Here is a 13,059-nt window from a genome sequence, read left to right on the forward strand (position 1 = left end):
TAGATAAACAGCGACCTCCCCAGTTGTATTCCCCGTTGAAAATACGCCCGGTTTAGAAAAAAAACCAATCTCCTCGTTACTTGTACGCCAAGCGCTTAAGCTTAAATCTGCGAGTACCATTGAGGAGCCATCTGAGTAATAACCTGTGGCGATGAATGCTTGTTTGTTACCTTTGGCCAATATTAACCGACTTGTTCCATAAGTTATTGTTGAGGATACGCTAATATCGATCCTTTCTAAGGTTAACTTTGTTTTTACAACTTCTTCTGATGATTCTAAATTACAACCTGTCAAGAATGAGGTAAGAAGAAATAATATAGATGAATATAGTTTAATCATGTTTATTATATACTAATTTATTAGGATTTATAAAAATCGGGTAATAACAGGGAGAATGGTATTAATTTAATTTAATTTATTGATTTAAGAACAATCACCGAAATACGCACCTACGATCTGCTCAGCTACGTTCATTATCTCTCGTAGCCTTATACTTAAATATTGTTACAAGACAACCAACTGGAAGTAAGACGACCAATCAATCATTAAGCGTGGTTCTCTGACCTTTTGGGTTGATATGGAAGCGGTAAGTGGCTGAGCTCAAAGCAAACAAAATAAGTGCGGTAGGCTACCCATAACTTTTCTCCTGAAAAGATTAATTTGGTTGACTGTATTGAGCTAGTGATAGTCAGCTTAGGTTGTGGGTTGGTATTAATTTAATTGATAAGCGCCAAACTTCCGATGAGATGCCTATCAATAATTTAATTACACATAAATAATATTCCAATCACTTTCCGTGTAAAAGGATATTGTTATATTAAAAAATAAATAGGGAGGTAGCTCAAAAGTTACCTAAGTCGATTTCCGAGTCTAAAGCGGAAACAAAATTGACCTTAACGTATTTTAACTCAAGATAGTAACTAAGCTCGGTTGTAAGGAGGTTATCAACAATGGTTTATCAATGGGCTGTATTTCGTCATCAGCGTCCTATTTTCGGCGCAGGGTGTGAATTATTTGTTGTCATGCTCGCTTTTTTATCAATAGCCTTACCTCTGATATATGAAGAAAGCTTATTTATGCTGGGAATATCTTCAGGACTTGCCATCATTTGCTTTACTCTATTTTTACTTTTTGCCCAAAGTGACAAGCTCCGAAGGTCAATGTCTAGCTAGGATCTGCCCCCATTAAGTTTACCAGAGCGGGAGCAAACTTGATTTCAACCTGCTCTATTAGAATTACTTAATTATTATTTTCTAAGTGTTTGTATGTCTATATTGGAACTTGCAATTTATCTAAAGTAGAGCAACTCACGCTCAGGAAATACTGCTTGTCGCAAAGGACATCAACGTGCACACTCGATCATATGGCTGGATCGAAAAAGACGTAGCTCGTATCAAAACACGACCCGCTTGAATGCCGAGAACGACCTGAATACCGAAACAAAATTCAGACATCTTGATGACCTTGACTGATGACTGTTTGATACAAACACCTTAATTGTCATACAGGCAAGAGAGAAAAGCCTTAGCCGATTAGCCGACGTGCGATGCTCGGACATTTTTTCAGCTTTCTTCTCGTAGACCTCGCCTCTGATCTGTTTAATGATGGTAGTGTTATCACACACAAATACTTACCCCCTTACCTCGGTTAAATTCACCGAAATCACGTGCCTGGATATGTCAGCGGAAACCGTAGAACGTATTTAAATGTGATCTCCTAAGCACCAAAACGTATATCGAAACAAAACCCCGAACACTTAAACGTACCCTCACCCGTTTTCACGAATCGTAAGGCTGGAAACACTGACCTGTAGGTGGTGTAAAGGATTATGTGATCCACTCGCTCATGGAGAAACCATTCGCCAAAGTCTGCCCTGTTCAATTCAACAAAGAAGTTACGCACCTCGTGCAAAGCAAAACGACGAAACACCAATTGCGGAAACTTCTGCTTGATATCGTCAACCAACCCTTGCTCTTTGAGCGCATTTATATCGGCCTGTTGCTCTGGAGACTGACGACGGCTGAACATTTTTAAACGATGAATTTTTGAGACCAAATCAGACTTTATTTTTTCCTCATCACGACACTTTTTGACTAGATAGCGCAACTTTAATACTGCCAAAGGACTAGAGGCATCATTTTTTGGTGAGCTTTCGTGTCCCAGCGGCGAAACGCTGGTTGCTGAATTTGAATTAGAGAGAGTTGGGGTTGAGTTTTGTTGCGCCATGAGATTTTCCTTTTTTGAGTATCACTTTTCGGAGCCGCTTGGCTGTCCGCTCTCTCAACATCGTTCTGCTTTGCAAGGGCGCGCAGCGGCGAAGCCTCACTTGAAAAACAGGTTGTGGTGAGAAACGGTTAACACCCTGCGTGCCCGTAAATGAATCGAGTGATAGGAAATTAACGCATAAGAAAACAAGCCCTTAATCGAACTTATTCAAAGACAGGGAGTGCAACAAGGAGAGACGACGAGGCGCATCAAACGTAGAGAGAAGCGCATTGAGTAATTGTTCTCAGGAAAGTAAAGCATCTCGAGCTGGTTCGATAAAGCGACTCAAGTTATCGAGAGAGGAGAGAATCGACGGAATGAACCAAGCGGAGCGAGAACGCCCTAGCTCAGAAGTATCAACAACAGAACTACTCTATTAGAGGTAACTCTAAAAGAACCATTCTTTTTTAGTCCCATTTTTATATTAGCTATCGCTCTTGCGTTCTCAAGTAGATGATGGATTCCCTCCCTTTAGCCATTCATATAATCCTTTTGCACTCGGACGCTACTGGTTTATCTCCCTCCCAACCCATGACGGTTATAACCGTTTTAAAAAACAATTTCTCGACCTCTTCCTAAGTCATTTGACACCCTAACTCTCGAAAAATGTAACTCTACTCATTTCGCGGTATTTCACGAAAAAAATCTTATAAATAAGAGAGCGTATATTGAGTATTATATAAACTATATTAAACATACGGAGACAAAGTTCGCACTAGGGTAATCCTAAATAGATAGCCCCAGCGCCTAAGCTGGAGCTGGAGCTGGAGCTGGAGCTGGAGCTGGAGCTAAAAAATTAAAAATGATTAATGACTAAGGTGCAACAGCAACGGCTTCTATCTCAATCATGGCGTTGAGAGGAAGTTTCGATACTTCAATACAGGTTCTCGCAGGAAAATAATTGGCGCCGTGCTTAATGAAAAAATCATTATAAATTTCATTTACAACTGAAAAGCTCATCATATCGGTAATATAAACAGTTGTTTTCACTACGTCTGACATGTCAGCGTCTGCATGGAGCAAAATTGCTCTCATATTCTCTAGACACTGCACCGTTTGCTTCTCAAGACTATTTTTAACCAAAAACCCAGTCTGGGGACTCAGTGGTAATTGACCAGAAGTGAAAATTAACCCACTGGTGATGATCCCTTGGGAGTATGGGCCAATCGCTTTTGGGGCCGCTTGAGTATCAATGATTTTGCGCATATTTTCTCAATCCTATTAGTTTTAGATGCCCAACAAAATTAGAGGATTAACTGAAAAAACACTTATTATTTAATCATAATTTCATCAGTTTTTAACCTTATTGAATCAGAACTGATGCCAACGAAGCGTTAAAACCCAACCAAAGGACAACTAGGGCACAAGCTAAAGCACGTTGTTTGTGATTGAAGATAATATGGCTTGGTTGAACCACCAAAGAGTAAGGAACGAACGAGAAGGTTCACGAGATAAAGCAGGTAGCCAGAAGGGTGCTCTAAGTGAAGGGCAAATATGTTTAGAATGAATCATCTTAAACTTTCAGCGTATTCCTGCATAACCCTAGTATTATCACCCTTAACTCCGTGACCACAGAACTCTCCGTTGTTACTAATCAGGGGGCTTGAGTAGGCAGGAACTACTTGCGTAGCATAGCTCATGACAGTGCCGTAATTCGAGCAATGGTAAGCTCCCGCGTAAGGCTTTACCTTTTTTCTATTGTCAGGGAAAACCTGCTCATTAACCCAAAACTTACCACTTTCAGTATCAGGCTGCTCATGCATAGCCCAAGCTAAGTGCCCAAATTCGTGTTCTAAAACGGTAATAGGAAATCTTTCCGATAAGACAATAAAGCTATCATTCATATTCATCATCGTCATGCCATGAATTTCTTGTGCAATGACGACAGGGTGATTCTCACCAAGAACCACCACATACTGTTCTATTGGGTTACTTCTAAGATGGTCAATTTCGGAAGCGCCTACTTCTTCTTGTAAGGCAGAATGTAGAGAGGAAACAGATGAAACACTCTTTGGCATAGATATAAATTGGCTCTCTTTAAAAGAGCGAATAATAGGTACACAAGAGTTGGCCAATATTGTGTTAGACATTGCTACTGCTTCATGCAGTTTTCCGACAATTTCACTTTTATACACAACGGACTCATCAAGATAAAAAGTTATCTTTGATTGAACTGGCTTGTTAATCTCACATTTAGGAAATATTAACTCCGGGCTAAGATTGCGCTGGCTGATCATGATAGCAAACACGATTAACACACAGCCACATACGAGAATACTTTTGTTTTTTAACATAAACTTTTCTTCTTACAAACCAACCTTAAGCAACCAAAACTTGTACGAACCACTATTTTGATGGTGACAATGATGGATTATGTTCGTTCCCCTAAATCAAAGTTAACACGAAGCTTTTAATCATTAATATCAAGCCCAACGTTAACAAGAACACAACAGCACGGTAATTATTTTTATTGTCAGTCACTTCAGTACTATTTCGGCCACCTTGAGAGACTAGAGCGCTCAGAACTAAGATTACAATGGCAATGTAGGCGTAGTAATCGCTTAACGAATACTGTTTGAAAGATGGGACTAACAACCAAAGTACGCTTAAAAACAGTATGGCGATATTTAAGTAAATAAGTGAAAGAAACAGTCCTCTTGCTAGCATTACTCCTTCCTGAACTCTCTTCGCTGATAATCAATAAAGAGCAAAAACAGCACCAGATAACCCGATTGTAGTGCAACAATATTAATATCAACCACCTCCCAAGGATTAAAGTGAAGCTGTGTGATCGAGTAATAAACAAGGTCATAAAGTAAAATAAATAGGTTATGACCAGCATGAATGGCAATAACCACTTCTAGGCGGCGATATCGCTCAAAGGCCCAACATAAAAATACCCCTGACATAAAGGCGTACAGTTCCCACTGGTGTATTGAAGCGAATATTAAGCTTGAGAGTAATGCGGCGCCGGTAACCCCCAAAACGGATCTGAAAATAACAAACAACAAATAACGAAAAATAAGCTCTTCTATCACGGGAGAAATAAACACACCGTCCATAGCGCTGCGTAACACACTCGACCAATCAATCACACCATCATAGGCTGAAAACAAAGGAGTGAAATTGTAGGCTTGGGCCTGCCAAGAGCCTGGAGAAAACCAATCAAAAACAATATATTGAATATAATTTGATACAGAATTCAATGAGATCAAACCAAGCAATACCAATACGCCTTCACCCCATGTACATGTATTTCTAGGCCAGGAGGTTGAGTACTGCTTCCAATGCTTATCTCGTCGAGCACCAACAAACAGCGCGAAAAAAGCGCTAACGGGTAACAAGTAGTAGGCGATAGCTGAGTAGAGCACTCGATCCAAACTCGGATTAAGTATCCACTCTCGGGTAATGCTCAGGTAGTAATCAAGCAGAATATAACTTGGAAAAAAATAACCTATATAGACTACCACCACAGCAGAGATCATTAACCGCATCGTAAATTACCCCGAAACCTAACGGTCCCCAATACAGTTACTGCCACCTCTGTCATGGCGGTCGTTCATATCGTTGCGCTCGGGAGCCTGTGCAGCACGATCTCCCGAGCGATCTCTTCGCTGGCGATACTCACTATAACGAGCTCTTGCAACTGGTGCGTGTGCTCTATCAAGCGAATCACGGAGCCAGCTTCCAATTCCACGACCTGGACTCCCTCCAACAACTTGCTCAATCTCATGAACAGTAGTTAATACTTTCATTGTTAAACTCTTCCTCAATTAAATCCACGGTTCCAAGAGAGAGCGGACGGACAACTGACCTGTCGGTTTAAAATCTGTTGCATTCCGACCTAACCTCCCTGATTGGAGGTTAAAAAATTAACGTGCTTATTTGGGAGAAAGTATTTAATTATGGTTAATTAATGATGAGGCATTGAGTTTCTTAGTTCATGGTTATTCGAGTGGTTTTCCTTTGCATCAAGAGAGTTCAATCCCCCAAAAATCACTCGTAATTAATGTTTAATAAGCTGAGTTTTTCTCCACTCCTTCTAGCATGGAGAGATCCCCCTAACCATCCATAAACTTGCCATTTGACCTAAAAACCCAAGGAATAAAAAAGAAAAAGGAATTATTATGTTATTTCGTCGACAAGTTATTGAAGCAAAAAACAAACGCTAACAGGTCGCATCGTTTTAATTCAGTCACTGTCCTTGTATGGTATCAGTGCGTCACTTTTCGCTCTCTTTGTTCTCATCTTGTTCTATCTCTCGCAATTTGAGTTCGCACGTAAAGAGACTGTGAAGGAAGACCTAGCTCCACAAAAAGACGTCATCACTTTATATTTTGCTCGTTCAGGAGTACTCAATCAGCTCTGGGGAGAGGAAGGACTAGAAATCACAGAGGGTCAGCCGATTGCACGGATTCAAAATAGCCAAGGATTAAGCAGTGGAAAAGAGCGAACCACAGCTCTCATCCAAGAAATAGACACACATTTGAAAATGTTGGAAAAAAAGCGAACTATTTCTGACGCCCTGTTTAACAAGCAAACTCTCACTTTGCAGCACCAGTTAGAGCGCCTGAATCAAAGTTTAAGCGCAATTAACAAAGCCAAACAAACCAACACCATACGCCTTGACCTACAAACCCAACTCTATGAAAAACGACAAACCTTATCTCAAGATGGATACCTTTCAGCAACAGCCTTAATAGAAGCTCAAGAAGCATTATTAGAATACCAAGAAGCGAATCAAACAATAAATAAAGAGGTGAGTTCGCTTCAGGTCGAGATAGCACAAATACAAACCCAACAACAGTTACTGCCTGAACAACACAACTTAAAACTACTTGAGATACAATAATATATCTCTTTATTACAGGCCCAAAAAGTAGAACTAAACGGCGAATATGAATTTACACAGAAGCGTCCAAGCAAGGCACTGTTACAGCGATTCAGGCTAAAGTAGGGAGCCAAGTATCCCCAAGTACACCGATTTTAAGTATCATCCCCACCAACTCGCCCCTTGAGTTAGAATTACTCCTACCCACACGCTCTGCTGGTTTTTTTCAACAAGGTGATACCGTCAATATCCGCTTTGATGCTTTTCCGTATCAGAAATTCGGTTTAATGACTGATGCTATCACGAGCATTGACAAAGCTTTGATCTTGCCAAGTGACAAAGCCCTCCCCATTCAGACAGAACAAGCCATGTATCGAGTAACAGCCTCTTTACCAGAGCAATTTAGAACGCCTATGGTGAAGAATTTCCATTGAAAACAGGCATGTTAGCTGAAGCTGATAATATTTTAGAAACGCGCACGCTCCTAGAATGGTTACTTGACCCAACATACGCGATCCAAGGTAAGCTTTAATGAGCAAACCGTACTAAAAAGTCAGCTTAAATGTTAGACAATGACTAAAATCGAACTAATCAGAAAAGAGGTTTTGGTTTCGAAGCCAAGTTGAGCGCATATGCTCTACTGTAAATTGAGTTTGATGCTCAAATGCCATCTTCAAGCCTGGGTGGCTCATTGCGAACGCGACGGCGTTCGGACTGCAGCCTTCAATGTCAAAAACTTCATAAGCAAGCGATATAAGTACCTCTAATACCAATGAAGGCCCAGACAAGAAGAGAGTTACATTATCACTTGACCGTAAATGGTCATACCGATAGTCCGAAAAACGAAGCCAATACTCCTCGCTCTCCATCACTCTATTGTTAACGTCACAGTCGCGAGAGGTGAAAATATCATCAAATATAATGCCATTATCTTCCATATAACGGTAACGACTGCTCATCATCGTTAAGACAATTCTTATTAACTTGGATCCCTTAGGCGCTATCAGCACATTGTTGTTGAATTCGCCCACACTATTTTTGGCTTTCGTTAATGCCAAACCCTCTTTGTGAACGGGAGGCAAGATAAAAGGGTGAAAAAGTTTATCTTCAGTTATCGCAGCAACATCTTCATGCAAACTTTTGATTTGCTCTTTATCATCATCAAAAAACGTCGCTACGAGATTCTCTACTAGCTGATGATCACCTTGGCACCGTGCAAAACGAGTCAATTGCTGAGTTCGAAACACATTCATAACGAGCTCGGCTTTAAGTACATCGACCATGTTATTACTCACCCATTCAGGAAAGCGCCGATTTGTTTTAGGAAAACAGTGCTCAAAACTTGGAAGTGTGTCGAAATCAACGTACATTCCCCCTTGATGATAAAGAACCAACAACCGAACGATATCACTTGCTGCAGCTAAATTATTTCTCAGAAGTACTTCGTACAGGTAGTAAGGTTCTAAATCAAAGCCGCTAAATACAAATAATGAGTCAATAGACGCAATATCTATCAAGGTGACTAGTTTCGTTAGCCGGTAGTAACGATGCCTAACACGGTAGAGCCTATGTTCAAGCTCAGTTGCGATGTCGGCATCATAGACTCTAGTATGATCAATTAACCATTCATCGAGGTGTCTCTCCTTACTTTCTACAAACGCCTCAAACCAGTCACTTTGGTGCTTTATAAAGGCCACATCTTCATGACTGCAGTTGTGTATTCGACAGAGAACATCCTTAATCTCACTAGCAAGTAAACAGCGGCTATCGTAATAGATGAATGTATCGTCTTGGCAAACTTCTTCCCACACATCAAAATATTCAAGCTGGCGCTCACTCAAACAACCGATCCAAACAAAAAATACCTTATCTAACATCACAAGGTCCTTTGGTTCGAGCCAACTAATACGCTGTAACACATCTCGAGCAAGATATTGTTCCTTGTCAGCTAAAAGCAATTCGTCCAATAACCGAATGAAAATAGACACAGATTCTTGATTTATCTGCCCTTGAAACGCCAGTAACTTCTCTACGAAGCCACATGCTTTTTTCTTATCAAACAGCGTGGAATCAGAACTATTGATAAGCTCAAAAACAAGTTGGAGATTGTTATCTAACGCACTGCCAGCTGTCATATTCATTACCAATTGTCATGGAGTTTTTGCGTAACAACTCTACATCAAACACAGTGCGACGCGTCCCTTTATAGGATGGAGAGAGGTAGATTTTTTTGATGTCGTTTATATACTGTTCGCTCAACTCGCCCATTGGTTCGATATCAAAAGGGGCATAATCAAGGCGAAGTTGATGCTGATAAAAGTCCCAGTTTCCTTGAGCTGAAAAAGAGAAGATAGCTGGCTTGTCATGATTACTCAAAAAGTATTCAAACGTCCCTTGCGATGAAAAACTGCCATCTTTATCCAACCTCAAATGTTCGTTGAGAATGCGGTCACCAATCAACGGGAAAGTAAACCAACACTGCCACCAACCTACCAACACCTGCCGAGTAATAGATACGATGGCATTATCTGACATAGAGACAAGAGAAGGCTTGTCAGCCATAGGCAACGGGAATTGAGCTACAAACAGTGATAACAAATACGTTTTCATAATGTGATCCGTGAATAGGAAACATCTTCATGAGGAAAAAGTGAAGTAAGTAAGCGGCCTACCTCACAAACCCTCATCCATCATTAAAAAATCAAGACTTAGGAAGAGCGGCTATTGTAGCACCCGCTCCAATCACGACCCTTTGATGAATTTCCTTTTTTCGTCGCTGCTTTATGCAACTTTTTAGGTTTAGAGGTACAACCGTCGTATCCCTTCCCGCCCACAACTTTATCAAGCATATCCTCTGATAATGACGCTACTTGTTGGCACATAACTTTCTTCATTACTCATCCTTAACGTAACCAATATTTCTCCCTGAATAACGCCTTTACAACGCAGCAATAGATCTTGGCTCTTGCGTAAACGTAAGGCCTACAGGTATTTAGCCCTAGCTTTATCAAGACTTAAATTCCATCAGTACCACAATTAATTTATGAGTTAATTTATTGATAACCCTCACTTCTTATTGGCTTATCTACCAGGGGCATAAAAAACCACGCCCCCCGGCTCCCTCATAGATAATCAATCGTAATTTCTCCTTTAATAACATGTCATTAGCCGTAAACGCTCATAAGGTTGAGTGGCATTTAATTAATCAAAAAAGAGCACAGCAACTCGTTGCTCAAACTATAAAAAGCATGCACAGGCCCCCAGGACCACTCACAACCAAAGAAAACAGAGTATGTCAGGAACTCCCCATAACCTTCTTCATCGATTACATTACACACATCTAAAACACGTACCTTTGGTGATGCAATCCGAAGTATCAGAATGCGCGTTAGCGTACGTCGCGATGATTTCCGGATAATGTCGCATCACTTAGACGCATGGTAAGGGTTGGTGCACAGGGCATGAATTTAAAACAGGTCATGGAATTAGCTAGTCGAATAAGACTCATAGCACGAGCGGTACAATGTGAAATAGAAGAGTTATATCAGCTTACTTTGCCATGCATTATTCATTGGGACTTAAACCATTTTGTAGTGCTAACGAAAGTGTGAAATGGAAAGGTTGATATCAATGACCCCGCTCAGGATAAGCGCCAGTTATCTACAATTGAATTTGCTCGCTGCTTTACCGGGATCGCACTCGAACTACCCCCCAGTAGTAACTTTAAAAAACAAGGCAAACGCGAGACCATGCGAATTAGCCAACTGTGGGAGAAGATTCATGGGTTAAAACGCACCCTAGTTACACTATTAATGTTATCAGTGGTCATTCAATCCGCCGCATTAATAGCTCCTTATTACATGCAGTGGGTAGTTGATAACGTAAGCTTTCGTTATTTTGACCAAGCACCTTGGGTGCTAAACCAACTCAGTTTTGAAATAGAACCCGAAGAAAGTATCGCAATCACAGGCGAATATGGATGCGGCAAGACAACCTTACTTAAACTCCTTCTTGGGTTACTCTCCCCGACGACTGGAACCATTTACCTAGATGGTATCGATATCCAAAAGCTAGATAAAACAACCTATCGTTCACACCTAGGAAGTGTAATGCAAAATGATCCTCTACTTTCAGGAACACTGAGTGAAAATATCACCATGTTTGATAGCCCATATGATGAGGAAAGATTAAAAGAGAGTTGCCGCCACGCTAACATTTTAGCCGAGATTCAACGACTACCTTAGGCTTTTATTCTTTAGTTAGAAAAATGGGAATTAGCTTTTCCGGCGGGCAATTACAACGTCTTTGCCTCGCTTGAGCGCTTTATAATCAGCCCAAAGTTCTCTGCTTAGATGAATCTACGAGCCACCTTGATGCTAATATTAACCAACACGTGCAGCAACTAAATATCACTCGCATCATCATTGCGCACCGAGCAGAAACCATAGTTTCAGCTACGCGAACCATTCATTTAGAGAAGCCCCAATAGGTGTAAAATTTGACAATAACACCACGACACGACCACCGCTGCGCCAATAAATTACACGTGATAATGCAACTTAAGCAGATAGAACAACAGCAGCCACAAAGCTTATTAAACCAAAGGATGGGGCGCAGCATTGGTCGTACCAAATTAAACAGGGCTATTCGCCTATCAAATCAGAGCTGCCAAATACAATAATCTTAGTTCCTTTAATTCCATTATTTATAGATATGTGACAATTTTATTATTAAACAAATTCTCAAGGTCTATTTTTATTTAAATAATCAGGTTATTTATTTAATCATCGATAGATATATCCCACTCTGAATAAAAAGGAATTTGTCTACTTGAGTGAGTAACGGTTTTAGTGGTAATCGTTATGTTGATGTACAAAAAGCAAACTAATCAAGAGGGATATGGATATGGAAAAATTGAGTTTGGATAAGGTTGAAAAAGTAATAGGAGGTAAAGGCAGCTTGTCTGGCTGCCTTACAGCACGCACGTGCCGTGTGCGGTTCTATCTATTCAGACCTACACAAAATCGCATGTCTACTAGATAAATAGTGGGGGACCTTCTCCACGTTGTTTACATTATTTAGAAAACCATATAATAGGCCTGAAGGAGGTTTGTCCGAATTCCAGATGCTAAAGTAGTCCAGAGGTAAGCCTCCAGAAATCAATAAGTTATTGTTTTCATGGTGGAATATAAGCTCTTCCAGCTCTTCAAAGGTTGACATTTTCCAGCCATCTTTATTATTAAAACTCATTTTGACGAGGTCATTACAATACCTTTCAGCTTGGCCGTATGGATTATTTTCGTTCTCGTAATTTTCCAAAGTTATTCCTTTACCATCTCTTCTAAACAGTGCATAAGGGTAACTATCATTATGAATTATCGCATAAGTTCGCCCTTCGTTTTCTTCGATATTAGAAGCGGTGTACCCTAGCCTGTCCATAAATTTTTTTCGTGGAACAAATAGGTACTCTTTGCCGTCATATGAATGAGACATCACACAAGTCCCATCCAAGGACTCTACTTGGGCTAACGTCAGCGCTTTATCACATACACCTTCCATAACATTGACGATTAACTCAGCTTTTATGCCTTCAAACTCGGCTTCTATCCTTGTGTTATTATAAGAAGCACCTGATGGATCCCAAACACCGGCTTGTACCTGGTTATCCTCTGTGAATGTAATGTTTGATACATTATCTAGTATTCTCAGCTCGGCTTGTTCAGTAAGGTCTTCTTCCCCATTTTCATAGACACCAATTATCCGCAATTTCATCTTACTATTTGCGGGAACAGATAATTGCCCTTCGGGGGGAAGTATTTTTATTTCGACTAAATTACCTAAGGCATTGGGTTCTTCGGCTCTGAGGGTGAGGTTGATACATCTTCCACAGATAGCATCTTCCTTGTCGCTACAGCCTGCTAGCACAATCCCTATTAAAACAATGAGCATGTATTGTCCGAACT

General features: G+C 40.5%; 14 protein-coding genes and 3 pseudogenes. 6 read left to right on the top strand and 11 right to left on the bottom strand.

The window, feature by feature from the left end; genetic code table 11:
- Positions 1 to 339: pseudogene (locus tag MD535_RS19510) on the bottom strand (hypothetical protein); the annotation flags it as partial.
- A gap of 151 nt (positions 340 to 490) precedes the next feature.
- On the opposite strand from MD535_RS19510, the pseudogene MD535_RS19515 reads away from it, so the two are divergent.
- Positions 491 to 595: pseudogene (locus MD535_RS19515) on the top strand (IS5/IS1182 family transposase); the annotation flags it as partial.
- Between the two features lie 1,121 nt (positions 596 to 1,716).
- On the opposite strand, the gene MD535_RS19520 reads toward MD535_RS19515, so the two are convergent.
- The 6 genes from MD535_RS19520 to MD535_RS19545 form a co-directional block, all read right to left on the bottom strand.
- Positions 1,717 to 2,226 (bottom strand): hypothetical protein, encoded by a 510-nt coding sequence (locus tag MD535_RS19520; RefSeq protein ID WP_265676743.1) that lies wholly within the window; start codon positions 2,224 to 2,226, stop codon positions 1,717 to 1,719.
- Positions 2,227 to 3,078: 852 nt separating this feature from the next.
- Entirely contained in the window at positions 3,079 to 3,471 is a 393-nt protein-coding gene (locus MD535_RS19525) for a Rid family detoxifying hydrolase (RefSeq protein ID WP_105058885.1), read from the bottom strand.
- A 302-nt stretch (positions 3,472 to 3,773) separates the two neighbouring features.
- The gene (locus MD535_RS19530; RefSeq protein ID WP_237300767.1) at positions 3,774 to 4,559 is read right to left on the bottom strand and encodes a hypothetical protein; all 786 of its coding nucleotides are present in this window, start codon (positions 4,557 to 4,559) and stop codon (positions 3,774 to 3,776) included.
- Between the two features lie 91 nt (positions 4,560 to 4,650).
- Positions 4,651 to 4,932: a hypothetical protein gene (locus MD535_RS19535; RefSeq protein WP_261891674.1), complete on the bottom strand. Its 282-nt coding sequence runs from the start codon at positions 4,930 to 4,932 to the stop codon at positions 4,651 to 4,653.
- Positions 4,932 to 5,759, bottom strand: coding sequence for a CPBP family intramembrane glutamic endopeptidase (locus tag MD535_RS19540; protein ID WP_265676744.1), 828 nt, complete (start codon positions 5,757 to 5,759; stop codon positions 4,932 to 4,934). Before MD535_RS19540 ends, MD535_RS19535 begins: the two co-directional genes overlap by 1 nt.
- Before the next feature lie 18 nt (positions 5,760 to 5,777).
- The gene (locus MD535_RS19545; RefSeq protein ID WP_265676745.1) at positions 5,778 to 6,020 is read right to left on the bottom strand and encodes a hypothetical protein; all 243 of its coding nucleotides are present in this window, start codon (positions 6,018 to 6,020) and stop codon (positions 5,778 to 5,780) included.
- Positions 6,021 to 6,556: 536 nt separating this feature from the next.
- Here MD535_RS19545 and MD535_RS19550 point away from each other — a divergent pair.
- The 3 genes and pseudogenes from MD535_RS19550 to MD535_RS26335 all read left to right on the top strand — a co-directional run bounded on the left by MD535_RS19550 (position 6,557) and on the right by MD535_RS26335 (position 7,530).
- On the top strand, positions 6,557 to 7,117 hold the full coding sequence (locus MD535_RS19550; RefSeq protein WP_265676746.1) for an HlyD family secretion protein: 561 nt from the start codon (positions 6,557 to 6,559) through the stop codon (positions 7,115 to 7,117).
- A gap of 89 nt (positions 7,118 to 7,206) precedes the next feature.
- Positions 7,207 to 7,359, top strand: a pseudogene (locus MD535_RS26330) (HlyD family efflux transporter periplasmic adaptor subunit); the annotation flags it as partial.
- A 24-nt stretch (positions 7,360 to 7,383) separates the two neighbouring features.
- Complete coding sequence (locus tag MD535_RS26335; protein WP_390902964.1) at positions 7,384 to 7,530, top strand: hypothetical protein; 147 nt, start codon at positions 7,384 to 7,386, stop codon at positions 7,528 to 7,530.
- A 153-nt stretch (positions 7,531 to 7,683) separates the two neighbouring features.
- Here MD535_RS26335 and MD535_RS19560 read toward each other — a convergent pair whose 3' ends face one another.
- The 3 genes from MD535_RS19560 to MD535_RS19570 form a co-directional block, all read right to left on the bottom strand.
- Complete coding sequence (locus MD535_RS19560; RefSeq protein ID WP_237300763.1) at positions 7,684 to 9,231, bottom strand: TcdA/TcdB catalytic glycosyltransferase domain-containing protein; 1,548 nt, start codon at positions 9,229 to 9,231, stop codon at positions 7,684 to 7,686.
- Positions 9,206 to 9,706 carry a hypothetical protein gene (locus MD535_RS19565; protein WP_265676747.1) on the bottom strand — a complete coding sequence of 167 codons (501 nt, stop codon included), beginning with the start codon at positions 9,704 to 9,706 and terminating at the stop codon, positions 9,206 to 9,208. The genes MD535_RS19560 and MD535_RS19565 overlap by 26 nt, the downstream gene beginning before the upstream one ends.
- A 98-nt stretch (positions 9,707 to 9,804) precedes the next feature.
- Positions 9,805 to 9,990, bottom strand: coding sequence for a hypothetical protein (locus tag MD535_RS19570; protein ID WP_265676748.1), 186 nt, complete (start codon positions 9,988 to 9,990; stop codon positions 9,805 to 9,807).
- 585 nt (positions 9,991 to 10,575) lie between these two features.
- Between MD535_RS19570 and MD535_RS19575 the strand changes: the two genes are divergently transcribed.
- On the top strand, positions 10,576 to 10,707 hold the full coding sequence (locus MD535_RS19575) for a cysteine peptidase family C39 domain-containing protein (protein WP_265676757.1): 132 nt from the start codon (positions 10,576 to 10,578) through the stop codon (positions 10,705 to 10,707).
- A 138-nt stretch (positions 10,708 to 10,845) separates the two neighbouring features.
- Entirely contained in the window at positions 10,846 to 11,340 is a 495-nt protein-coding gene (locus MD535_RS19580; RefSeq protein WP_265676749.1) for an ATP-binding cassette domain-containing protein, read from the top strand.
- 760 nt (positions 11,341 to 12,100) lie between these two features.
- Here the strand turns inward: MD535_RS19580 and MD535_RS19585 are convergent.
- On the bottom strand, positions 12,101 to 13,045 hold the full coding sequence (locus MD535_RS19585; protein WP_237300759.1) for a hypothetical protein: 945 nt from the start codon (positions 13,043 to 13,045) through the stop codon (positions 12,101 to 12,103).
- Positions 13,046 to 13,059 lie beyond the last annotated feature (14 nt).

This window comes from Vibrio qingdaonensis (assembly GCF_026191675.1).
GTDB lineage: Bacteria > Pseudomonadota > Gammaproteobacteria > Enterobacterales > Vibrionaceae > Vibrio > Vibrio qingdaonensis.

What these genes read in the sequence shown, in the direction of transcription:
- MD535_RS19520 (WP_265676743.1), bottom strand. Translation starts at nt 2,226, where the DNA reads ATGGCGCAACAAAACTCAACCCCAACTCTCTCTAATTCAAATTCAGCA.
- MD535_RS19525 (WP_105058885.1), bottom strand. Translation starts at nt 3,471, where the DNA reads ATGCGCAAAATCATTGATACTCAAGCGGCCCCAAAAGCGATTGGCCCA.
- MD535_RS19530 (WP_237300767.1), bottom strand. Translation starts at nt 4,559, where the DNA reads ATGTTAAAAAACAAAAGTATTCTCGTATGTGGCTGTGTGTTAATCGTG.
- MD535_RS19535 (WP_261891674.1), bottom strand. Translation starts at nt 4,932, where the DNA reads ATGCTAGCAAGAGGACTGTTTCTTTCACTTATTTACTTAAATATCGCC.
- MD535_RS19540 (WP_265676744.1), bottom strand. Translation starts at nt 5,759, where the DNA reads ATGCGGTTAATGATCTCTGCTGTGGTGGTAGTCTATATAGGTTATTTT.
- MD535_RS19545 (WP_265676745.1), bottom strand. Translation starts at nt 6,020, where the DNA reads ATGAAAGTATTAACTACTGTTCATGAGATTGAGCAAGTTGTTGGAGGG.
- MD535_RS26335 (WP_390902964.1), top strand. Translation starts at nt 7,384, where the DNA reads ATGACTGATGCTATCACGAGCATTGACAAAGCTTTGATCTTGCCAAGT.
- MD535_RS19560 (WP_237300763.1), bottom strand. Translation starts at nt 9,231, where the DNA reads ATGACAGCTGGCAGTGCGTTAGATAACAATCTCCAACTTGTTTTTGAG.
- MD535_RS19565 (WP_265676747.1), bottom strand. Translation starts at nt 9,706, where the DNA reads ATGAAAACGTATTTGTTATCACTGTTTGTAGCTCAATTCCCGTTGCCT.
- MD535_RS19570 (WP_265676748.1), bottom strand. Translation starts at nt 9,990, where the DNA reads ATGAAGAAAGTTATGTGCCAACAAGTAGCGTCATTATCAGAGGATATG.
- MD535_RS19575 (WP_265676757.1), top strand. Translation starts at nt 10,576, where the DNA reads ATGGAATTAGCTAGTCGAATAAGACTCATAGCACGAGCGGTACAATGT.
- MD535_RS19580 (WP_265676749.1), top strand. Translation starts at nt 10,846, where the DNA reads ATGCGAATTAGCCAACTGTGGGAGAAGATTCATGGGTTAAAACGCACC.
- MD535_RS19585 (WP_237300759.1), bottom strand. Translation starts at nt 13,045, where the DNA reads ATGCTCATTGTTTTAATAGGGATTGTGCTAGCAGGCTGTAGCGACAAG.